This is a genomic window from Paraburkholderia caledonica NBRC 102488 (assembly GCF_000685095.1).
GTDB classification, from domain to species: Bacteria; Pseudomonadota; Gammaproteobacteria; order Burkholderiales; family Burkholderiaceae; genus Paraburkholderia; species Paraburkholderia caledonica.
Map to the genome: position 1 here is coordinate 459,563 of NZ_BAYE01000001.1, position 23,091 is coordinate 482,653.

The 23,091-nt window shown below is 62.2% G+C and carries 18 protein-coding genes; 9 read left to right on the forward strand and 9 right to left on the reverse strand.

Translation table 11 applies throughout. The annotated features are described in order from the left end of the window. Positions 1-24: 24 nt before the first annotated feature. Both BCA01S_RS02150 and BCA01S_RS02155 read right to left on the reverse strand, forming a co-directional pair. A complete protein-coding gene (locus BCA01S_RS02150; RefSeq protein ID WP_027775504.1) occupies positions 25-1,374 on the reverse strand; it encodes an NAD(P)-dependent oxidoreductase in 1,350 nt (449 codons plus the stop codon). A gap of 166 nt (positions 1,375-1,540) precedes the next feature. Continuing rightward, a complete protein-coding gene (locus tag BCA01S_RS02155) occupies positions 1,541-2,821 on the reverse strand; it encodes a Zn-dependent hydrolase (protein WP_027775505.1) in 1,281 nt (426 codons plus the stop codon). 302 nt (positions 2,822-3,123) lie between these two features. Here BCA01S_RS02155 and BCA01S_RS02160 point away from each other — a divergent pair, with 302 nt between their 5' ends. Next, entirely contained in the window at positions 3,124-3,864 is a 741-nt protein-coding gene (locus BCA01S_RS02160; RefSeq protein ID WP_084166719.1) for a TetR/AcrR family transcriptional regulator, read from the forward strand. A gap of 33 nt (positions 3,865-3,897) precedes the next feature. Here the strand turns inward: BCA01S_RS02160 and boxA are convergent, their stop codons facing one another. The 4 genes from boxA to BCA01S_RS02180 form a co-directional block, all read right to left on the reverse strand. Then, the gene (gene boxA / locus BCA01S_RS02165; protein ID WP_027775507.1) at positions 3,898-5,139 is read right to left on the reverse strand and encodes a benzoyl-CoA 2,3-epoxidase subunit BoxA; all 1,242 of its coding nucleotides are present in this window, start codon (positions 5,137-5,139) and stop codon (positions 3,898-3,900) included. A gap of 87 nt (positions 5,140-5,226) precedes the next feature. After that, on the reverse strand, positions 5,227-6,654 hold the full coding sequence (gene boxB / locus BCA01S_RS02170; RefSeq protein ID WP_020065402.1) for a benzoyl-CoA 2,3-epoxidase subunit BoxB: 1,428 nt from the start codon (positions 6,652-6,654) through the stop codon (positions 5,227-5,229). A 67-nt stretch (positions 6,655-6,721) separates the two neighbouring features. Continuing rightward, positions 6,722-8,392, reverse strand: coding sequence for a 2,3-epoxybenzoyl-CoA dihydrolase (gene boxC, locus BCA01S_RS02175; RefSeq protein ID WP_027775508.1), 1,671 nt, complete (start codon positions 8,390-8,392; stop codon positions 6,722-6,724). Between the two features lie 113 nt (positions 8,393-8,505). Then, on the reverse strand, positions 8,506-9,501 hold the full coding sequence (locus BCA01S_RS02180; RefSeq protein WP_027775509.1) for a helix-turn-helix transcriptional regulator: 996 nt from the start codon (positions 9,499-9,501) through the stop codon (positions 8,506-8,508). A 180-nt stretch (positions 9,502-9,681) separates the two neighbouring features. Between BCA01S_RS02180 and BCA01S_RS02185 the strand changes: the two genes are divergently transcribed. The 7 genes from BCA01S_RS02185 to BCA01S_RS02215 all read left to right on the forward strand — a co-directional run bounded on the left by BCA01S_RS02185 (position 9,682) and on the right by BCA01S_RS02215 (position 19,077). Continuing rightward, a complete protein-coding gene (locus BCA01S_RS02185) occupies positions 9,682-10,149 on the forward strand; it encodes a DUF4863 family protein (protein ID WP_027775510.1) in 468 nt (155 codons plus the stop codon). A gap of 8 nt (positions 10,150-10,157) precedes the next feature. After that, the gene (locus tag BCA01S_RS02190) at positions 10,158-11,753 is read left to right on the forward strand and encodes a 3,4-dehydroadipyl-CoA semialdehyde dehydrogenase (RefSeq protein WP_027775511.1); all 1,596 of its coding nucleotides are present in this window, start codon (positions 10,158-10,160) and stop codon (positions 11,751-11,753) included. A gap of 114 nt (positions 11,754-11,867) precedes the next feature. Then, entirely contained in the window at positions 11,868-13,472 is a 1,605-nt protein-coding gene (locus BCA01S_RS02195; RefSeq protein WP_027775512.1) for a benzoate-CoA ligase family protein, read from the forward strand. A gap of 8 nt (positions 13,473-13,480) precedes the next feature. Beyond that, positions 13,481-14,335: an alpha/beta fold hydrolase gene (locus BCA01S_RS02200; RefSeq protein ID WP_027775513.1), complete on the forward strand. Its 855-nt coding sequence runs from the start codon at positions 13,481-13,483 to the stop codon at positions 14,333-14,335. 178 nt (positions 14,336-14,513) lie between these two features. Then, on the forward strand, positions 14,514-14,837 hold the full coding sequence (locus BCA01S_RS02205) for a hypothetical protein (protein WP_027775514.1): 324 nt from the start codon (positions 14,514-14,516) through the stop codon (positions 14,835-14,837). A gap of 78 nt (positions 14,838-14,915) precedes the next feature. Continuing rightward, the gene (locus BCA01S_RS02210) at positions 14,916-17,027 is read left to right on the forward strand and encodes a phosphocholine-specific phospholipase C (protein WP_027775515.1); all 2,112 of its coding nucleotides are present in this window, start codon (positions 14,916-14,918) and stop codon (positions 17,025-17,027) included. A gap of 250 nt (positions 17,028-17,277) precedes the next feature. Beyond that, entirely contained in the window at positions 17,278-19,077 is a 1,800-nt protein-coding gene (locus BCA01S_RS02215) for a methyl-accepting chemotaxis protein (protein ID WP_027775516.1), read from the forward strand. 28 nt (positions 19,078-19,105) lie between these two features. Here BCA01S_RS02215 and BCA01S_RS02220 read toward each other — a convergent pair whose 3' ends face one another. The 3 genes from BCA01S_RS02220 to BCA01S_RS02230 all read right to left on the reverse strand — a co-directional run bounded on the left by BCA01S_RS02220 (position 19,106) and on the right by BCA01S_RS02230 (position 20,812). Continuing rightward, complete coding sequence (locus BCA01S_RS02220; protein ID WP_027775517.1) at positions 19,106-19,486, reverse strand: DUF5594 family protein; 381 nt, start codon at positions 19,484-19,486, stop codon at positions 19,106-19,108. An 84-nt stretch (positions 19,487-19,570) separates the two neighbouring features. Then, positions 19,571-19,759 carry a hypothetical protein gene (locus BCA01S_RS02225; RefSeq protein WP_027775518.1) on the reverse strand — a complete coding sequence of 63 codons (189 nt, stop codon included), beginning with the start codon at positions 19,757-19,759 and terminating at the stop codon, positions 19,571-19,573. A 144-nt stretch (positions 19,760-19,903) separates the two neighbouring features. After that, a complete protein-coding gene (locus tag BCA01S_RS02230; RefSeq protein WP_027775519.1) occupies positions 19,904-20,812 on the reverse strand; it encodes a LysR family transcriptional regulator in 909 nt (302 codons plus the stop codon). 146 nt (positions 20,813-20,958) lie between these two features. Between BCA01S_RS02230 and BCA01S_RS02235 the strand changes: the two genes are divergently transcribed. Continuing rightward, a complete protein-coding gene (locus tag BCA01S_RS02235; RefSeq protein ID WP_027775520.1) occupies positions 20,959-23,079 on the forward strand; it encodes a 3-hydroxyacyl-CoA dehydrogenase NAD-binding domain-containing protein in 2,121 nt (706 codons plus the stop codon). The last annotated feature ends 12 nt before the right edge of the window (positions 23,080-23,091 follow it).

Genomic DNA, 23,091 nt, shown 5'->3' on the forward strand with positions numbered 1-23,091 from the left:
TCCAGTGCTGTGCAGCGATCCACGCTACGCGGCTTTCACGGCGGTGCGAGCGAATTGCGCATCGATAGCGGCGGCCGCAAGCTTGCCGTCCTGCACGGCTTGCACGGTCAGGTCGATACCGCCCGTGGCCGCACAATCGCCGCCCGCCCAGACGCCGGCAAGCGACGTTTGCCCGGTTGCATCGACAGCGATACGGCTGCCGTCGAGCGTCAGCAGTTCGCGTTCGATCCCTACCGGCACGAGCGTCTGGCCGATCGCCTTGAGCACCATGTCCGCTTCGATCACAAAGCGCTCCTGGTCGCCCCCGCTCACTGTGCGTTCAAACTCGACGCCCGTTACCACGCCGCCCTCGCCGATCAAACGCACGGGTGTTGCATGCGTAATAAGCGTGACGCCGCTGGTTTGTGCGAAGTCGCGTTCGGCCCATGTCGCGCTCATGGATTCGACGCCGCGCCGATACACCATTGCTACCGATGTCGCGCCGAGCTTGCGGCTTTGCACAGCCGCATCCACCGCGGTATTGCCTCCGCCGATAACGACCACGCGGCGGCCCACCGGCACCGTGCCGAGGTCGCGTGCGCTGCGAATCTGTTCAATGAAGTCCACTGCGTTCATCACGCCGCTCAACTCCTCGCCGGCCATGGCGAGTGCGCGCACGCCCGTGAGGCCAATTGCGAGAAACACGGCGTCGTGTCGCTTGCGCAGCGTATCGAGGTCGATGTCGCGCCCTAGCGCAACGCCGTTTTTTATTTCGATGCCTCCCGCGGAGCACAGCCATTCCACTTCACGCTGCGCGAAATCGTCGACTGTTTTATAGGCGGCAATGCCGTATTCGTTGAGGCCGCCGGCTTTGTCGCGAGCGTCGTAGAGGGTGACGTCATGGCCCGCCAGTGCAAGGCGATGCGCGCACGCGAGCCCCGCAGGCCCTGCGCCTATCACTGCGACGTGCCGGCCGGTCGCGGGCGCCCGCTTGAACAATGCTTCGCCGCGAGCCATCGCCCAGTCGGTTGCATGACGTTGCAGTGCGCCGATCGCCACCGGCTTCGCGTCCTGATGGTTGCGCACGCAGGCGCCTTCACACAGAATTTCGGTCGGGCACACGCGCGCGCACATGCCGCCGAGCGGATTGGCCGACAGAATGTCTACCGCCGCCCCCTTCAGGTTGCCGTTACCAATCTTGCGAATGAAGCTGGGAATGTCGATCCCGGTCGGACAAGCGTTGACGCAAGGCGCGTCGTAACAGTAGTGACAGCGGCTCGCCGCCGCGGCGGCGGCGCTTGCGTCGAGCAAAGGTGCAATGTCGGAGAACTCGCAGGAAAGCTGTTCGGGCGACAGGCGTTGCGCTGCGATGTCGCCGGTTTGCTTGATAGCCATACACGTTCCTTCTGTCGATTTGAGGACGCAGCCGCACCTGTCGGCTCTCGCGTGAGCGAAGCCCGGACGGCATGTTTTTCTGGCGCTATGTGAAGCTGTTAAAGCTGGCAATCCGGCTCGCGGTCAGAAGCCGGGACGGCGCTCGCAAGCCGCATTGAGCGGCGCACTATGAAACCGGCTCGCACGCACGCTCCAGCATCGCGTGCAGCAATACGTTCGCGCCGGCTTCGATCCATTCGAAGGAGGCGTCCTCGATTTCGTTGTGGCTGATCCCGTCGACGCACGGCACGAACACCATTGAAGTGGGCGCGACTTGCGCGAGATAACAGGCGTCGTGCCCCGCGCCGGACACCATGTTGCGATGCGAGTAACCAAAGCGCTCGGCCGCTGCGCGCACCGACTTTACGCAAGCTTCGTCGAATGCAACGGGCTCGTAGTAAAAAATCTGTTCGAGCTCGGTCTCGAGGCCGATGCCGCTCGCGATCCGCGCCACGCCTTCGCGCAACGCGGCATCCATCTTCGCCAGCACGGCGTTGTCCGGATGCCGGAAGTCGACGGTAAAGAACACCCGCCCTGGAATCACGTTGCGCGAGTTCGGATAGACCTGCATCATGCCGACCGTCGCGCAGGCGAGCGGCGCGTTATCCAGCCCGATTCGATTGACGAGGTCGACTACTCGCGCGGCGCCGAGCAGTGCATCGCGCCGGCGCGGCATCGGCGTCGGACCCGCGTGCGCCTCCTGTCCCGTGAGCGTGATTTCGTACCAGCGCTGACCCTGCGCATCCGTGACCACGCCAATGGTTTTCTGCTCGGCTTCGAGAATCGGCCCCTGCTCGATATGCAGTTCGAACGCCGCATGCAATCGACGACCGCCGCACGGCACATCGCCCGCATAGCCGATGCGCTGCAGCTCCTCGCCGATCGTCTTGCCATCTACGTCTTTGCGCGACAAACCGTATTCGAGCGAGAACACGCCCGCGAACACGCCCGACGCAACCATGGCGGGCGCAAAACGCGAGCCTTCCTCGTTGGTCCAGATCACGACTTCGACAGGATGCTCGGTCTCGATGCCGTGATCGTTCAAGCTCCGAATCACTTCGAGACCGCCCAAGACGCCGTAGATGCCGTCGAAGCGCCCGCCCGTCGGCTGCGAGTCCGCATGCGAGCCGGTCATCACAGGCAATGCATCGGGATTGCGTCCTGCGCGGCGCATGAACACGTTGCCCATCTGATCGACACTGACCGTGCAGCCGGCTTCCTTCGCCCAGCTAACGATCAGGTCTCGCCCTTCCTTGTCGAGGTCGGTCAGCGCGAGGCGGCATACGCCGCCCTTGGGCGTTGCGCCGATCTTTGCCATCGTCATCAGGCTGTCCCACAGCCGCTTGCCGTCGATCCTGATCGACGTAGCGGGCTCTGCCCGCTTTAGCGCTTCGGATACCGCGTTCATTCGTCTCGCTCCTTCCGGTGAACCGACATGAAACTGGTGCATGGGCGGCGGCTTTTGGGGCGTCTCCGCACGGCTGCGGTGCAGGCTCCATGCTCCCGGTTGCTTCTCATAGCGAGGGCTAACCCTGGTGCATGTCCCGCTTTCTCAATCCTGTCCAGTTGGACAGGTTGTAGACGATTAACACCGTCAAATCAATGCTTTTCGCACGGGCAAACCAAGAGCGAGAAGCGTGCCATTGCATTGCAGCAGGCCGGGAAACGGCTTCCAAAATACGTAGGTCAGCAGCGCGTCGAGCGACTAGAATGAAGCGCGACGCGGCGCCCATGCCGCCGAAGGCGAACATGAGAGACGACGACGTGGCTGGGAGCATCACGGAAAACGACGAAACGCGCGCGCCTTTGCGGCGGCGCAAGGCGCACATTCGCGAGTCGAACGAAGCGCATGTTCTGGCTTGCGCGGAAGCGGTCTTCGCGGAACGCGGACTCGACGGCGCGAGCACCGCGATGATCGCCGAACGCGCAGGCTTACCGAAAGCCAACGTGCATTACTACTTCCCGACCAAGCTTGCGCTTTACCGGCGTGTGCTCGAAGACCTGTTCGAAGACTGGTACCGCGCAGCCGATACATTCGAATGCAGCGACGATCCGGTGGAGGCAATCGGCGGATATGTGCGCGCGAAAATGGAGTTGTCGCGGCGGCGTCCGCTCGGCTCGAAAGTGTGGGCGAGCGAGATCATTCACGGCGCCGGGCATATGGAAGACATTCTCACGGAACGCGTCAAGCCATGGCTCGACAGCCGTGTAAAAGTAATCGACGACTGGATCTCACGAGGCCTGCTCGCGCCTGTCGATGCGCGAACGCTGATGTATATGATCTGGGCGACGACCCAGCACTACGCCGACTTCGACGCACAGATTCGCGCGCTCAAGGGCAAGCGCGCGATGACGCCAAAGTCGTTCGAGGCGACGACCGAAGAAGTCGTGCAACTGGTCATTCGCGCGTGCGGAGCAGTGTCGCCGGCACAACGGGCGCCAGGCCGGTGACGCTTCGCGGTAGCGGTTTCTGGCGCGGCAGCATCAATACGTTTCCAGATGCAGGCGCCCTTCTTTCTTCAGCTTCGCCCACAGCGCTTCCCAATCCAGCTGATGCTGCTCGCCGATCTCTTTCAGCGCTTGCAGCACGCCGTCTTCCATACCCTTCAGCCCGCATACGTAGATATGCGTATTGTCGTCCTTGAGCATCTGCGCAACGTCGACCGCGCGTTCGCGCATCGCGTCCTGCACGTAGCGCTTGGGCTGTCCCGGCGTGCGCGAAAACGCAAGATTGGTGTCGATGAAATCCTTTGGCAGATTAGTTAGCGGCCCGAAGTATGGCAATTCCTCTTTGGTACGCGCACCGAAAAACAGCATCAGCTTGCCGGTTGCTCCCTTCAGGCGACGGCGCCTGCGATATTCGGTCATTGCGCGCATCGGCGCCGAACCGGTGCCCGTGCAGATCATCAGAAGATGCGAATTCGGATGGTTCGGCATCAGAAACGTGCCGCCGAACGGGCCGATCACCGTGACCACGTCGCCCTTTTTCAGATCGCACAGATAGTTCGAGCAGACTCCGTCGATCGAATCGCCATGCCGTTGCGCGACGCGCTTCACCGTCAGCGAAACGTTGTTGTAGCCGGGGCGCTCGCCGTCGCGCGGGCTGGCGATCGAATATTGGCGCGCGTGGTGCACGCGCCCGTCGGCGGTCGCGCCGGGCGGCAGAATGCCGATCGATTGACCTTCGATCACCGGAAACGGCATCGATCCGAAATCGAGCACGATGTGATGTATGTCGCTTTCCGTCGATGCGTCGGTAAGCCGGTAGTTGCCGACCACGGTCGCCGTAGTCGGCGTTTTGTGTGTGTAGAGATTGACGTAAGGCTTTGCGGCGGACCACGGCGGCACGACTGACCCGCGCACGGTGTCCACTTCAATGCCGCTCGCGTTCGCCGCTGCATCGCAGGCAGTGTCCGCCGCGGGCAATTCCTCCACTGCGGGCGCGGCCATTGTGTTCTGCTCCGGCAAGACGTCCCACGTGAATTGCTCTTCGACCGGATACGCGTCGGCCTTCAATACGGTACGCCAGTTGTCGATCGCGCCTGTCGGACAAGGCGGCACGCACGCCATGCAGCCGTTGCAGACATCCGCCTTCACGACGTAGTTGTTTTCGTCGTGCGTGATCGCGTCGATCGGACAGGTCTCTTCGCACGTATTGCAGCGAATGCAGATTTCCGGATCGATCAGATGCTGCCTGAGAACCTCGATCGACACTGGGCCGTTCATGACTTCCTCCACCATATTGTGCCGCGCAAGCTTGCCACGCGCGCTTCATGCAACTTCAGCAACTCCTGCATGGCGCGATACCGGCGTTCAGTTAAAGCGCACGTATTCGAAATCGACCGGCTGACGGTTCACGCCCATCGCGGGCGGCGCAATCCAGTTCGCGAACTTGCCGGGCTCCGTGACGCGACCCATCAGCGACGCAACGAATGCGCGGTCTTCCGGTGTGGCGAGCCACTTCGCTTCGTTTGCGGCCCATTCTGCTTCGCCGATCACGCGGCCATCGGGCGACACGCGTGTGCCCGCGAAGGTGCCGATCTGCCGGTTGAACGCCTTGTGCGGCACCGTCATGCGGAAGTCTATGCCGGCCTTTTCGAGTACCTTGTTCCAGCGGCCTACACCCGCAACCGAGTCCTTGATGTAGTCGTCGCGCAATACTTCGTTCATCGCGTTGAGCATGGGCACTTCTCGCTCCACGAGCTTGCCGTCCTGCACATCCAGCAGCTTGTAGCTCTGCCCGTTCAATTGATGATCGTCGTCGCGCTTGCCCTCTTCATAGCGGCCCTTCAGGCCCGAGCTATAGAACGTGGCCGCATTCGACGAATGGTCCGCGCCGAACAGGTCGATCGTCACCGAGTAATGGAAGTTCAGATAGCGCTGAATGGTCGGCAAGTCGATCACGCCGGCCGCGCGAATCCTGGCGACGTCGTCGGTACCGAGTTCGTTCATCACCTGAGCAGTCCGCTGAATCACGCGCGAAACGCCCGATTCGCCGACGAACATATGGTGCGCCTCTTCCGTCAACATGAACTTCGTGGTGCGCGCGAGCGGGTCGAAGCCCGATTCCGCGAGTGCGGACAACTGGAACTTGCCGTCGCGATCAGTGAAGTACGTGAACATATAGAACGCGAGCCAATCCGGCGTTTTCTCGTTGAACGCACCGAGAATGCGAGGATTGTCGTCGTCGCCGGAACGACGCCCGAGCAATGCTTCGGCTTCCTCACGACCGTCGCGGCCGAAGTAGCGATGCAACAGGTACACCATAGCCCACAGATGGCGGCCTTCTTCCACGTTGACCTGAAACAGGTTGCGCAAGTCGTACATGGAAGGCGCGGTCAAGCCGAGGTGTCGTTGCTGCTCGACGGAAGCGGGCTCCGTATCGCCTTGCGTCACGATGATACGGCGCAGATTGGCGCGGTGCTCGCCGGGCACGTCCTGCCATGCGGCTTCGCCCTTATGCTCGCCGAAGTGAATCTTGCGATCCTGGTCACCCGGCGTCAGAAAGATGCCCCAGCGATAGTCCGGCATCTTCACATGATCGAAATGCGCCCAGCCTCCCGCATCCACGCTCACCGCGGTGCGCAGATACACGTCGTAGCCGTGCGAGCCTTCCGGGCCCATATCGCCCCACCACGACAGAAAGTTCGGCTGCCACTGCTCGAGCGCGCGTTGCAGCGCGCGGTCGTCGGCGAGGTTGACGTTGTTCGGGATCTTTTCGCTGTAGTTGATCGTTGACATGGTCGTTCCTTGCAATGCGGAAGGTGAGAGGCGTGCCGGGAAGCGGGCGTCGTATCGCGCTTGTGCGTCAAACTCGCGATACGTCGAATTGCGCCTTGCTGCCCTTGCCGTACACCTTGAGCGCACCCTTCTCGCCCACTGCGTTCGGCCGGTTGAAGATCCAGTTCTGCCATGCGGTGAGACGGCCAAAAATGCGTGTTTCCATTGTTTCGGGGCCGTTAAAACGCAGGTTCGCTTCGAGTCCGGTCAGCGCATCAGGAGACATTGCCGCGCGCTCCTCGAGTGCGATCCGAATTTCGTCGGCCCAATCGATGTCGTCCGGCGCTGCCGTGACAAGTCCCAAACGCTCGGCCTCGACCGGCTTGACCGCCTGTCCGATCAGCGAACGCACCGCGTCGAGCGGCGCCGCTTCTTCATAGAAGCGGCGTGCAAGCCGTGACTGGTGCGTAACCATCGGATAAAGACCGAAGTTCGCTTCCGACAGCGTGATGGCCGGCTCCTCTTCCTCGTTGCCCGGCAATGCGGCCATATACGAACGATCCGCTGCAAAAGCGAGTTCGGCGAACGTGCCGGCAAAGCATGAGCCCGGTTCGATCAACGCAAATAACGAACGCGACGAAACGTCGATGCGCGCGAGCGTGCGGCGCAACAAGCCAATCGTCTCGCGTACGAACCAGTGGTTCTTGTGCTGCATCAACACGGCGTCGGCGGCGAGCACGTTGCGCGCGTCGCCTTCGGTTCGGAATATCCACGTGCCGACTTCAAGCTCGTTGGTGCGCATCGACAGGATGGCGTCGTCGAGTTCGCGAGCGAATTGCAACGGCCACCAGTTCGCGCCCGCCGCGACAATCGCGTCGATATTCGTGGGCTGTTCCGTTTGCGGCGCTTTTGCGGTGAATGTCGCAATGCGTTTAGCGCGATCGATCGTGACGTCTAGCGTTTTATACGTGAGCCCGTCGTCGCGGTCCGTACGCTCGATGCGCGTGAGCATCACACCTTGCGCGTCGGAACGACGATCGCTCTGGGCGGCGAGTTCGAGCGCGCGGGCCTGAATGGCCTGGTCGAACTGGTTCGGTTTGACGACTTCGTCGACGAGACGCCACGCTTTTGCCCGCTCGCCGCGAATACCTTCGACCACGGTGCAAAAGATGTCGGCGCGGTCATGGCGCACCTTGCGTTTGTCAGTGATTCGCGTGAGTCCGCCCGTGCCGGGCAGCACGCCGAGCAATGGCACTTCCGGCAACGACACCGACGAAGAGCGGTCGTCCACTAGATAGATCTCGTCGCACGCAAGCGCAAGTTCATAACCGCCGCCCGCGCAGGCGCCGTTCACCGCCGCAAGAAATTTGAGGCCTGAATGACGCGACGAATCTTCCAGTCCGTTGCGCGTTTCGTTCGTGAACTTGCAGAAGTTGACCTTCCACGCATGCGACGAAAGACCGAGCATGAAGATGTTGGCACCGGAGCAGAACACGCGGTCCTTGAGGCTCGTCAACACGACGGTTTTGACTTCCGGGTGCTCGAAACGGATTCGCTGAATGGCGTCGTGCAGTTCGATATCCACGCCGAGGTCATACGAATTCAGTTTGAGCTTATAGCCGTCGCGAATGCCGCCGTCTTCCGCGATGTCGATGCCGAGCGTCGCTACCGGTCCGTTGAAGCTCAGCTTCCAATGCTTGTACTGCGAGGGATCGGTACGGTAGTCGACCGGCGCGATCGCGGCTTCTGCTGTGGACATGGGCGTCTCCTGACTGGACGATGCAAGTTGTTTCGAGAACAATAGTGCACCATTCAACCCATGTAAAGCACTTTAATGCATCTTAAGGTGTTTCCCTGATCCCTCAATGCATGTCAGACGGCGCGTGCCTCATCGGGCGCTTCTGCTGCGAGCCGAGCTGCAAGGCGGTCTCGGAGTTGCAGATAGGCGTCCGCCAAGGTCTTCTCGCTCGTGTCGAAGGTCATATCCGCGCGGCCATACAACTCGCTGCGGCCGGCCAGAATGCGCTTCAGGTCGTCCATCGCCTCCTTGTTGCCTGACATGGGCCGCAAATCGCCCTGCGCGACGACCCGGCGCATATGCTCTTCCGGCGCGGCCTGCAGCCAGACAGTGAAGCAATGCGACAGCAGCGCATTGAACGTGCCGGACTCGGACACCAGCCCGCCCGGCGACGCGATCACCGCACGTTCGTGCTCCTGTATCACCGCTTCGAGCGCACGGTGTTCGTACCGTCTGTAAGCGCTCGCGCCATATAGCGAATGGATTTCCGCCGGCGGGCAGCCCGCCAGTTGCTCGATCACCCGCGTCAGCTCGACGAACGGCACCTTGCGCTCCTGCGCGAGCATGCGGCCAAGCGTCGACTTCCCCGCGCCGCGCAGTCCGATCAGCGCGATCCGGTCCTTACGGTGTGGATCGCGCGGCGCCTGCGCGAACATCTCGGCCAGCGCCACGCGCGCGCGCTGTAACGCAGCCTGATCGCGCCCGTGCAGCAGTTCGCGGATCAGCAACCATTCGGCGGACGCAGTCGTTTCGTCGCCGATCACCTCGGCCAGCGGGCAGTTCAACGTGGCCGCGATCTGCCGCAACACCAGCACCGACGCATTGCCGACGCCCGATTCCAGATTCGCGAGATGCCGCTCCGACAAGCCGGTTTCAGCAGCCAGTGTCTTGCGCGTCATGCCACGACGCGCGCGCAGCAGGCGCACGCGCTCGCCCATCGCGGTCAGGAACGGGTCGCGCTCCTCGCGCTCGCCGGTGCGCTCGCCGCGAGTGCTCTCCTCGCCGACGGTTTCGAGCGACGGCGAATCGGATGGCGAGTCGGACGATGAAGCAACGTTATTTCGGTTCATGTTTTCTACCTAGATGCAGCCACACATGTACTATAGTGCTTGACACACACTTAGTGAACGGTTAATTTTCGCCGAACATTGATCTCATACCAAGCTCGCCGCGATTCTTCGAGCGGCATTACGGAGACCGCGCAGCGCGTCACATGCATTAACGTGCGTGCGCACAGTCTGGAGACCCGCATGTCCCCATCCGATTTCCAGCGCCTGATATCCGGCGTGACAGCGCAACTTGCGGGCCGGCCGCTGAACGCCGAGCTCGCAGACTGGCTCAACAGCACTTATCCCGCAGACAGCCAGACCTTTCGCGATCTCGCCGCCGCATGCCGCGCGGGAGTCGCACAAGGCTGGCTGTGCAACCGCGAGGGCGGCGGCATCCGTTACGGCCGCATCTTCAAGGCGCTGCCCGACACCCACGGCTTTTCTGTCGACGTGGTCGACATGAAGGACATTGCCGGCCCGCATCATGTTCATCCGCACGGCGAGATCGATCTCATCATGCCGCTGACCGAAGGCGCGACCTTCGACGGTCATCCTGCGGGCTGGTGCGTCTATCAGGCAGGCTCCGCGCATCGACCCACGGTGGCGAACGGCCAGGCGCTCGTGCTTTATCTTCTGCCGCAAGGCGCAATCGAATTCACCGCTGCATGAGTGCCGTCATGATCGAACTATTGAAGAACCACGTAGGGGGCGAATGGGTCGCGGGAACCGGAGACGGACACACACTGATCGATCCGGTAACGGGAGAAGCGCTCGTGCGCGTATCCAGCGAAGGATTGGATCTCTCACACGCGTTCCGCTTTGCGCGCGATGAAGCCGGCGCGGCACTGCGCGCGCTGACCTATGCCGAGCGCGCCGCGCGTCTCGCCGATGTGGTCAAGCTGCTTCAGGCAAAGCGCGACGACTACTACGCGATCGCTCTCGCGAACTCCGGCACCACGCGCAACGACTCAGCGGTAGATATCGACGGCGGCATTTTCACGCTGTCGTACTACGCCAGGCTTGGAGCATCGCTCGGCAATGTGCATGCGCTGCGCGACGGCAACGCGAGCGCATTGAGCAAGGATCAATCGTTCAGCGTGCAGCACGTGCTCACGCCAACGCGCGGCGTCGCGCTCTTTATCAACGCATTCAACTTTCCGTCGTGGGGCTTGTGGGAAAAAGCGGCCCCTGCCTTGCTTTCCGGCGTGCCCGTCATCGTCAAGCCCGCGACCGCGACGGCGTGGCTCACGCAACGCATGATCGCCGATGTCGTCGACGCGGGCATCCTGCCACGCGGCGCGCTGTCCGTAATTTGCGGTGGCTCTGCGGGGCTGCTCGACCAGGTTCAGGCGTTCGATGTCGTGTCCTTCACGGGCTCCGCTGAAACGGCCGCATCGCTGCGCGCGCACCCGGCTTTCGTCGCACGCGGCGCGCGGCTCAACGTCGAAGCCGATAGTCTGAACAGCGCGATTCTGTGTGCGGATGCCACCCCCGACACGCCCGCATTCGATCTTTTCATCAAGGAAATCGTGCGGGAAATGACGGTCAAATCCGGGCAGAAATGCACGGCGATCCGCCGCGCGTTCGTTCCCGACACGGCGCTCAATGCCGTCGTCGATGCGCTGAAAACGAAGCTCGCGAAGATCACCGTGGGCAATCCGCGCAACGACGCCGTGCGCATGGGATCGCTCGTGAGCCGCGCGCAATACGAGAACGTGCTGGCGGGCATTGGCGCGTTGCGTGAGGAAGCGGTGCTCGCCTACGACGGGTCGGCCGCGCCGCTCATCGACGCCGACGCGGCTGTTGCTGCATGCATCGCGCCGCATGTGTTCGTCGTCAACGATCCTGATAGCGCGACGCTGCTGCACGATGTCGAAGTTTTCGGACCCGTGGCGAGCGTGGCGCCATATCGCGTCGCAAACGGTGCCGGTGAACTGCGCGAAGCGCACGCGGTCAGCCTCGCGCGGCGCGGACAGGGATCGCTCGTCGCATCGATCTATTCAAACGACGACGCGCACCTGGGCAGGCTTGCACTTGAACTCGCCGATTCGCACGGCCGCGTGCATGCGGTTTCGCCTTCCGTCGTGCAGAGTCAGACCGGCCACGGCAACGTGATGCCGATGTCGCTTCACGGCGGACCGGGACGCGCGGGCGGCGGCGAAGAACTTGGCGGTCTGCGCGCGCTTGGTTTCTATCACCGGCGTTCGGCGATTCAGGCGTCGGCAGCGGCAATCGATGCGCTTACGCAGCTAACCCATTCGCCAACGGCATGACGACCTGAAGATGAACACCACATGATGGAGAAGCGCTCGCAGTAGCGCACGCAGACATTCAGCGGATCATGAGCACATAACAGCCGGACCGCCCCCACTCGATGGAGGAGACATATGGAAGTCCTGTTCGAACCGGCTGCGAGCCAGCCCGTCGTCACGGTCGAGCCGCCGCCCGCACGCTTCAATTTCGCGGCTCATCTGTTCGCGTTGAACGCGCCGCGCGCGGCGAAAACCGCTTATATCGACGACAGCGGCCACATGACATACGGCGAACTCGAAGGCCGTGCACGGCGCTTTTCGAGCGCGTTACGCAGTTTGGGCGTGCATCCGGAAGAGCGTGTGCTGCTGGTAATGCTCGACACCGTCTCATTGCCCATCGCTTTTCTTGGCGCGCTCTATGCGGGCGTGGTTCCGGTGGTCGCAAACACGTTGCTCACGCCGGCCGATTACGTGTACATGCTCACGCATAGTCATGCACGCGCGGTCATTGCGTCCAGCGCGCTGATCCCAAATGTCACGCAAGCCATGGAGACGGCCGAGCACGACGGCTGCCAGCTCATCGTGTCAGACCGCGCGGCGCCCGCGCCTGAAGGCGCGCCGCTCGCGGCACCGGTGCTGGAAGACCTGATCGACGCCGCGACGCCCGCCTTGAAAGCTGCCACCACAGGTTGCGACGACATCGCCTTCTGGCTGTACTCATCGGGCTCGACCGGAAAACCGAAGGGCACGGTCCACACGCATGCGAATCTTTACTGGACCGCCGAGTTGTATGCGAAGCCGGTGCTGGGCATTGTCGAAAGCGATGTGGTGTTCTCCGCGGCGAAGCTGTTCTTTGCGTATGGGCTGGGCAACGCGTTGACCTTTCCGCTTTCTGTCGGCGCCACTGCTGTGCTGATGGCCGAGCGCCCCACCGCCGACGCCGTTTTCTCCCGCCTCACGCGCCACCGTCCGACCGTTTTCTATGGCGTGCCGACGCTTTACGCGAGCATGCTCGTCTCGCCGAATCTGCCCGCGCGCGACGATGTCGCGATGCGCGTTTGCGCCTCCGCCGGCGAGGCATTGCCGCGCGAGATCGGCGAACGTTTTACGCGGCACTTCGGCTGCGAAATTCTCGACGGCATCGGCTCGACAGAGATGCTGCATATCTTTCTGTCCAATCGCGCGGGCGAAGTCGAATATGGCACGACGGGGCGCCCTGTGCCCGGTTACGAAGTGGAGTTGCGCGACGACAGCGGTCGCACGGTCGGCGACGGAGAAGTGGGCGATCTCTTTATCAAAGGCCCCAGTGCCGCGCTGATGTACTGGAGCAACCGCGAAAAAACGCGAGCCACTTTTCTCGGCGAGTGGATTCGCAGCGGCGACAAGTACAGCCGTCTGCCGAATGGCTGCTATGTGTATGCGGGCCGCAGCGACGACATGCTGAAAGTCAGTGGCCAGTATGTGTCGCCGGTCGAAGTGGAAATGGTGCTGGTGCAGCATGACGCAGTGCTTGAAGCGGCCGTGGTCGGCGTCGATCACGGCGGCCTTGTGAAAACTCGCGCGTTCGTCGTATTGAAGCGCGAGTTCCCACCGTCTGAGATACTGGTGGACGAATTGAAGGCGTTCGTGAAAGACCGGCTTGCGCCGCACAAGTATCCACGCGATATCGTGTTCGTCGACGACTTGCCGAAGACCGCCACAGGAAAAATTCAACGCTTCAAACTGCGCGAACAGTCATAAGGTAATACATGCAGAATGCCGCTGTCGAGACGCCCACTAGCCATTTCGCCAACTTGCCCGCCACGGCATCGCACGGGCCGCTGCGCATTGAATATCGCTGGTTGAACGGTGCAACCGCCGAAACGACTGGCAACGCAACGAGCCATGCGCCAATAGCCGTCTTCCTTCACGAAGGACTCGGCTCGATCGCCATGTGGCGCGACTGGCCACAATTGTTGTGCGAGCGGCTGGGCATGCGTGGACTCGTGTACTCGCGTCCCGGTTATGGTTTGTCGACACCGCGTCCCCACCACGTCGAATGGCCGGTCGATTTCATGAGCGACCAGGCGCGCGATATTTTGCCCGCGTTGCTGGACGAACTCGGCATCGGCCTGCAGGAACGGCGGCGCATGTGGGTCATTGGACACAGCGACGGCGGCTCGATCGCGCTGCTTTACGCGGCGTTGCATCCCGACGCGCTGGCGGGCGCGGTGGCCATCGCGCCGCACGTATTCGTCGAAGAGTTATCGGTGCAAAGCATCGCGCAGACGAAGCGGCTTTACGAAAGCACCGACCTGCGCGACAAGCTCGCCCGCTATCACGCGGACGTCGATTCCGCTTTCTATGGCTGGAACGATATCTGGCTGGACCCCGCATTCCGCGACTGGTCGATTGCGCAGCAGCTTTCGACGATCAGCAAGCCGTTGCTCGCCATACAAGGCCACGACGATAACTACGGCACGATGGCTCAGATCGACACCATTCCCAAGTACGCGCCGCATGCGGAACTCGTCAAGCTCGACGCTTGCGGACACTCGCCTCACCGCGATGCGCCGGACCGGTTGAACGAGGCACTCGCGGAGTTCGTGTGGCGATACCGGTAGCGCAGGTTGCCGCTTGCCGGCACGCAACGGACGTGGCGACAGCCCGTATCCCCATTTGTCACCAAATCCCCAAATTTCCAAAACTTCACAAAACTTACACAGGTAAGCGGATATTCTCCTCGCACCGCTGACCTGGGCACACCGATGCCCGCGCGTTCCCCGTGCCGGAGACATCGCTATGTCCTATGTGTCGAAGCCGTTCACTGCCTTGCATCGCAAACGTTTGGCCATTGCGCTCCTGGCGCTGGCACTTTCCGCGCTGATCGTCGCCTGCGGCAATGACGACGCCAAGGCGCCGGATACGGGCAACGCCAGCTCCGCGCTGAATGCCACCGATCAGAGCAACACCGCCGTCCTGTCGGCGAATCCTCTTTCTGCATCGCCCTCGCCTGCCGCCGTCACGATTCAAAGCCCAGCACTACCTGCATCAAGCGCCGATCCGGCATTGTCCGCCGCCGCTTCGACGCCCCTCGCCACACCTGTAATCCATACCGTTGACTGAGTCCCGCGCTTCACGCGCCGCTCATGCCTGCTGCGCTGCGTGGATCGTTTTCCCACTGAAGACACGAAAGCACATACCATGACCTCAAAAAATCGTCGTGATTTTCTACGCTCTGCCGCGCACGCGGCCGGTTCCGTCACCGCGCTGAGCATGCTGCCGCAAGGCATTCGCAACGCGCTCGCCATTCCGGCGAACAACAAGACCGGCACGATCCGCGACGTCGAACATATCGTGGTGCTGATGCAGGAAAACCGCTCGTTCGACCACTACTTCGGGACGCTGAAGGGTGTCCGCGGTTTCGGCGACACGCGCGCGGTCAACCTGCCCAATGGCAAGCCGGTGTGGTATCAACCGCTTGCCGCGGATCTCGGCTATGTGTTGCCGTTTCGCCCGAGCGCGCCGAACCTCGGACTCCAGTTCCTGCAAGACCTCGCGCACGACTGGAACAGCACGCACGCCGCGTGGAACGGCGGCCGCTACGATCAGTGGGTGCCCGCCAAAGGCGCGACCACCATGGCCTACCTCACGCGCGAGGACATTCCTTTCCACTATCAACTCGCCGACGCATTCACGATTTGCGACGCCTACCATTGCTCGCTGATGGGCCCGACGGACCCGAACCGCTACTACATGTGGGCAGGTGGCGTAGGCAACGACGGCACCGGCGGCGGTCCTGTGATCGACAATTCCGAGCTGGGCTACGGCTGGTCGACCTATCCGGAAGTGCTGCAAAACGCAGGCATTTCGTGGAAGATCTATCAGGACATTGGCACCGGCCTCGACGCCAAGGGCTCGTGGGGCTGGACTCAGAACGCCTACATCGGCAACTACGGCGACAACTCGCTGCTCTACTTCAACCAGTACCGCAACGCACAGCCGGGCAACCCGCTGTACGAGAACGCGCGCACCGGCACGAATGCACTGAAGGGCGACGGCTACTTCGACATTCTCAAGCGCGATGTGCAGAACAACGCGCTGCCGCAAGTCTCGTGGATCGTCGCACCGGAAGCCTATTCCGAGCACCCGAACTGGCCTGCGAACTACGGCGCGTGGTACATCGACCAGGTCTTGCAGATCCTGACCTCGAATCCCGAGGTGTGGAGCAAGACGGTACTCCTGATCAATTACGACGAGAACGACGGCTTCTTCGACCACATGGTGCCGCCGTGCGCGCCGAGTTCGAGCGCGAACGGCCTTTCCACCGTCGACACCGTCAACGAAATCTATCCGGGCGATGCAAAGAACGTGGCCGCGCCGTATGGCCTCGGCCCGCGCGTGCCGATGCTCGTCGTCTCGCCGTGGTCCAAAGGCGGCTATGTGTGCTCGGAGGTGTTCGACCATACGTCGGTAATCCGCTTCATCGAACAGCGCTTCGGCCAACAGCACAATCTCGGCGAGCCGAACATCTCGCCGTGGCGACGCGCGGTATGCGGCGACCTGACGTCGGCCTTCAATTTCGGCAACCCGAACGACGCCTTCCCGACGTTGCCGAGCACGAGCGGCTATGTGCCGCCCGATCAGAACCGTCATCCGGATTACGTCCCGCTGCCGCCGGCGGTACAGGCAGTCCCGCGCCAGGAACCCGGCGTGCGCCCGGCTCGCGCGCTGCCGTATGAAATGTTCGTGCGAGTACATGGCGAAGGCGCCGAAAAAACGTTGACCATGCGCTTCGTCAATACGGGCAGCGCGGGCGCTGTGTTTCTCGTCTATCGCGCGAACAGCCTCGAGGCGCCGCGCACGTACACGGTCGAGGCCCGCAAGCGCTTGCAGGATCAGTTCCCGCTGAATGCGGACGGCACTTACGATTTCACCGTGCACGGTCCGAACGGATTCTTGCGCCGCTTCACCGGCCGGCCGATAGCGCGCAGCTGGTGGGACGGCTCGGATATCGCGCGCCCCGAAGTGCTCGAAGGCTACGACGTCGTGAATGGCAACCTGCAACTGCGCCTTGAAAACGTAGGCAGCGCGCACTGCAAGTTCACGATCGTCAATGCGTACGACCCGAAGCACACGATCAAACGTGTGGTGCGCGGCGGCGATACGGACGAGCTTTACCTCGATCTTCGCAATGCGCACGGCTGGTACGACCTGGCGATCACCGTCGACACCGACCCGCTGTTTGCCCGCCGCTTTGCAGGCCACGTGGAGACAGGCAAAAGCAGCATGAGCGATCCTGCGCTGGGCGCCTGAGCGAGCGCGAACACCGACGCATGACAACGGCCGCTGCGATAAAACGCAGCGGCCGTTTTTTGCGTAGTAGTGCACGCCGGCCGTATTTGAATACTATCTTCAGACGAAATCGATCAAGCATTCGCGCGATGTACTGCGTGAAAATACTAGCGCACATGCGCTCAAGTCTTTCCGCTAGTGAGCCGTATACCGCGTATGAGGCGCCCGCCTCGATCACTACGGCTCACTGCTCATCCGAAAGACTTCCACCATGTTCACATCCATTCGCGCGCGGATCGTTGCGCTGTGCGTCGCCATCGTCGTGGTGGCACTTGCTGCCAATGCGGTCCTTAATTATGTGGTCGCGAATTCGTATAACGCCGACGCCATCGACAGCAGTTTGACGGCAGTCGAGAGCGGTCATGCAGCCGGTATCAGCGACTGGGTTGCCGCCAACAGCCAGATGATCGACTCGCTGCAAAACGCAGTGCTGCAACCCGACCCGTCGCCGGCGCTCAAGCAGATTGCCACCGCTGGCAAGTTCACCAACGTGTATGTCGGCTACGCCGACAAGACAGCAAAGTTTTCCGACCCGACCGGCATTCCCGCCGACTACGATCCGACAGGGCGCCCCTGGTACAAGCAGGCCGTGGCAGCAGGGAAACCGGTGGCAACGCCGCCTTATGTCGATGTCGGCTCGGGTAAGCTGGTGGTCGCGTTCGCCGCGCCCGTGGTACGCGACGGCACCGTCAAGGGCGTGGTGTCCGGCGACGTCGCAATGGACAGCGTGATTGCCAACGTGAAGTCGATCCACCCGACGCCCGCGAGCTTCGGTATGCTGATCGACGCGAGCGGCAATATCGTCGCGCATCCGGATGCAAAGCTCACGTTGAAACCGGTGTCCGATCTCGCGCCGGGACTCGCGGGCGAGAAACTCGCCGCGCTCTTTAGCGCGCAACGTCCGGTGCAGATGGACGTGAGCGGCAGCACTAAACTGTTGCGCGCGCAATCCATTCCGGGCACCGACTGGTACGTGGTCGTCGCGCTCGACCAAGCGGAGGCGACCGCGGGCATGCGTTCGCTGCTGGCCGCGTCGGTGATCGCGCTGATCGTGATTGCGGGCATTGCGGCGGCTATCGTCGCGGCGGTCACCGCGGTTTCGTTCCAGCGTCTTTCGAAAGTACGCGATGCAATGGACGACATCGGTTCCGGCGAAGGCGATCTGACGCAACGCCTGCCCGCCATCGGCAACGACGAAGTCGCGCAGATCGCCCGTTCGTTCAACACATTCATCGACAAGCTGAGTCACGTGATGCGTCAGATTCGCGATGCGAGCGAGTCGGTGCGCGTGGCGGCCAATGAAATTGCAGCGGGCAACGTCGATCTGTCCGGACGCACTGAATCGGCTGCGGCGAGCCTGCAGGAAACCGCCGCGTCGATGGAAGAGATCACGTCCACGGTCACCCAATCGGCGAGCGCCGCGAAGCAGGCCGACACGACCGCGGTTTCCGCATCGCAGGTCGCTTCGCGCGGCGGCGTGGTGATCTCTGAAGTGATTACGACGATGGGCGAGATCGAACATGCGTCGGTAAAGATCTCCGACATTATCGGCGTGATCGACGGCATTGCTTTCCAGACCAATATTCTTGCGCTGAACGCTGCGGTTGAAGCTGCCCGCGCCGGCGAACAGGGTCGCGGCTTCGCGGTCGTGGCGGGCGAAGTGCGCAGCCTCGCGCAACGCAGCGCGCAAGCCGCCAAGGAAATCAAGGCGCTGATCGAAGCCACGGTCGCGAGTGTGAGTTCAGGCTCGGGCCAGGTGCGCCAGGCGGGCGAAACGATGACGGAAATCGTGAGCAACGTCGCTAACGTGACCACGATCATTTCCGAAATCACGCAAGCGGCGAATGAGCAGACTCGCGGCATTCAGGAAGTGAACCGCGCGGTGAGCCAGCTGGATGAAATGGTTCAGCAGAACGCCGCGCTAGTCGAACAGTCGACGGCAGCTGCCGCCGCATTGCAATCGCAGGCGGTGAGCCTCGCAAGCGCGGTTACGCAGTTCAAGCTCGACTAGACGATACGAAAAAACCGGTGGCGCGGGCTCACGACTCGAAGTCGAGCCCGCCGATCAGTGCCACCGGATCGGACTGCGTGTGCGAAAGAAAATCGAGGTCACGCGCATGACGCCACGCCGCCAGCTTTCGCGGCAGCGCAGCCAGATAGCGAGAGAAACGCGCCTGCCCTTCTTCTTTCATGAGCCTCTCGATCTCGTCGCTGTCCCACGTGAGATATAGATTCAACGGATGCGCGAATTGGGCGATATGCTCGAGCGGCGCCGCATGAATGCGCAGGCGCGTGGGATGGCCAGGGCCTTCATACGGTAGTACTTCCGTGTGCACGGTGGTAGCGAAGCACGCGGCGATGGCCTCGGCAATGCGAGGCGCGAACTCTTCATCGAAACGGGCGGCATTCTCTGGACGCATCTGATTCTCCGACATGCTGCGCAATGAGCGGAGCATCGTAGCATGTAGTACGCGGCCCGCTGCAAGCACTCAGCTCGGCGCCGCCTAGCCCACCCGCCTCGTTTTACGCGCGCGATTGCCGCGCCGGCGGATCACGTAACTCACGAGCGCAGCAAGCGCTGCTGTCGCCGCATAGCCTGCCAGGCGAATAGCCTGCTCGGCGGGCAGGCGCGCGATCAGCATCGCTACGATGATGCTTGCGAGCACGACGAGAAATGCGAGTGTCCACTTCATTCGGGTCTCCGCTGACGTTCACGACGTTCGTAACGTTCTTCAAGTTCGTGGCGTACTGTTGCACGGCGCGTGCACGCTCTTTTTCACAGCATACTCGCCAGAGCTACATGAAGGGACAATTGTGGTCGGCCGAAAACGCGCGGGCTACGAAGCGCCGCCTCTTCCGCTTGCTCGCGCCTGCGCCAGAATGAACTCGATAAAAGTTGCCGCCGCCCGAGTGTGGTGCCGGTTCGGCATGTAAAGCATGTACATGTTCGTGCCGAAGATGCTCAGGCGCCATTCATCGAGCGTGGTTACGGCATCGCCGCGTTTCAGATCATCTTGCACCACATAATCCGGCAAGATGCCGACGCCCAGTCCTGCGAGTACCGCTTGCCGCAAAAACAGAAAGTTCTCGGAGATGATCGTCGGTTCGAGCAGCACCTCGTGCCGTTCGTCACCGAGATAGGCGGCAACCCGCAACTGACGGCCCACGACCGCCGCCGTAATCAACGGCGTGGTGCGCAGATCGTCTAGTTGCATAGGCATGCCGTGGCTTTCGGCGAACACGCGCGATGCACAGGCAACGTACCTGACCGACCCCATGTCGCGCGCCACGAGATTTTGCGGTGGCTCGGACATGACCCGCACGGCAATGTCCACTTCGTCGCGCATCAGGTCTTCCACGCGGTTCTCGAACAACACATCGAGAACGATGCCTGGATAGCGACGCTTGAACTCGATCAGCCACTCCGACATGACGAGTTGACCATAACCGCTCGGCACGCTCAGGCGCACTCGCCCCTGCAAGCTTTGCCCAAGCGTCGTCACCGATTCGCGCGCGGCCAGCAGCGCGTTCTGAATCGCGCGGCCGTGTTCATATAGCTGAAGACCGATCTCCGTGGGTTCGACCCGACGCGTGGTGCGCCGAACGAGTTGCAAGCCCACCGAGCGTTCCAGCTGGTTCAGGTGGTAGCTCACGTTCGCGCGGCTCATTTTCAGGCGCCTCGCCGCCTCGCTCAGATTACCTGCGTCGAGTATCTCCACTAGCAAAGTCAGCGAATGGACGTCCACAACTGGGCCTTTGTCAAAGTTATTTTGACAGTCTGTCAATCCTTCATGTGATTGTCAATGAACCTTGACCACTCCACAATCAGGACGATTCGCGGGCGCGGGATGCCGCCGGCGCGCGCACACAATCAGCCAGGAGACGACACGCCATGACCCTCACCACTTCAACCGACGTCGTGACACGCGAATTGCGTGGCAAGGTGCTGCTCGTCACGATCGATCACGCGCCCGTCAACGCGCTGTCCGCCGACGTGCGGCGCGGACTGCTCGCCGCGATCGAAGCCGCCGACAGCGACCGTTCGGTGCAAGCCGTGCTGATTGTCGGCGCTGGCCGCAACTTCATTGCCGGCGCGGACATTCGCGAGTTCGGCAAGCCGCCGGTGCCGCCGTCGCTGCCGGACGTGTGCAACCGCATTGAAGCCTGTACGAAACCAGTCGTCGCGGCGATTCACGGTGCGGCGCTCGGCGGCGGTCTTGAAGTGGCGCTCGCCGCGCATTACCGGATCGCCGTAGACGGGGCGAAGCTCGGCCTGCCCGAGGTTCAACTCGGATTGCTGCCCGGCGCAGGCGGCACGCAGCGCACGCCGCGCCTGATCGGAGCAAAGGCGGCGCTCGACCTGATGTTGAGCGGTCGCCATGCAAACGCGCACGAAGCACTGGCGTTAGGGCTCGTCGACCGGCTTGGCGGCAGCGACGACATCCTGGCGGAAGGGCTCGCCTACGTTCACGAATTGCTTGAGGGTCATGCGCCAGTGCGCCGTACGCGTGACGCCACTGCGTTGAACGACCGGGCCGCGAGCCTCGCCGTGGTTGCTACGGCTCGCGCCGAGACCGAGAAAAAATCGCGTGGTCTATTTTCACCGCTAAAGATCGTCGATGCAGTCGAAGCGGCGATCACGCTGCCTTTCGAAGACGGCTTGCGCCGCGAACGCCAACTCTTTCTCGAATGCCTCGACAGTCCGCAGCGCGCGGGCCTCGTTCACGCGTTTTTTGCGGAGCGCGAAGTGCTGAAAGCACCCGAGACGCGCGACGCCAGACCGCGTGCGCTGAACGCGATCGGCGTCGTCGGCGGCGGCACGATGGGTGCGGGCATTGCCGTCGCAGTGCTCGACGCGGGCTTGCCCGTGACGATGATCGAGCGCGACGAAGCATCGCTCGGCCGGGGCCGCGCACACATCGAAAAGGTGTATGACGGTCTGATTACCAAGGGCCGCATGAGCGCCGAGAAAAAGGCCCAACTCATGGCGCGCTGGACCGGCAGTACTTCGTACGATGCACTCGCCGACGCAGATCTCGTGATCGAGGCCGTGTTCGAAGATCTGTCGGTCAAGCAGGCCGTGTTTGGCGAACTCGACCGCGTGTGCAAGCCGGGCGCCGTGCTCGCAACCAACACGTCGTATCTCGACATCGACGCGATCGCAGCCAGCATCTCGCGCCCCGCCGATGTGATCGGTCTGCACTTTTTCTCGCCGGCTAACATCATGAAACTGCTTGAGGTAGTCGTGCCGAAAGCCGTCAGCGCCGACGTAGTCGCCACCGCATTCGAGCTTGCAAAGAAGCTGCGCAAGACGCCAGTACGCGCAGGCGTGTGCGACGGCTTCATCGGCAATCGCATTCTCGCCGTGTATCGCAGTGCCGCCGATGCGATGATGGAAGACGGCGCCTCGCCCTATCAGATCGACGCAGCAGTACGCGCGTTCGGCTTCCCGATGGGACCGTTTCAGGTGGTGGATCTCGCCGGCGGCGACATCGGCTGGGCAGCGCGCAAACGGCGCGCAGCGACACGCAATCCGGCGGCGCGCTATGTGCAGATTGCCGACCGTCTGTGCGAGCGAGGCTGGTTCGGTCAAAAAACGGGGCGCGGCTTTTATCTGTATCCCGAAGGATCTCGCAGCGGCCAGCCGGATCCGGAAGTCAAGGCGATCATCGACGCCGAGCGCGTGAGAGCTGGCGTCACCCCGCGCGAATTCTCCGACGACGAGATCATTCGCCGCTACATGGCCGCGATGATCAATGAAGGAGCGAATGTCGTGCATGAACGGATTGCTCTCCGACCGCTCGACGTCGACGTGACCTTTTTATACGGCTACGGCTTCCCGCGTTATCGCGGCGGCCCGATGAAATATGCGGACATGGTCGGCCTGCCGCGCATTCTTGCGGACATCCGCGAATTTGCGAAAGAAGACCCATTGTTCTGGCGAGCTTCGCCCCTGCTGATTGACCTGGTCGAGCGCGGCGCGGATTTTGCGAGCGTCAATCACGCGCCATGAAGCGGCTCGTTT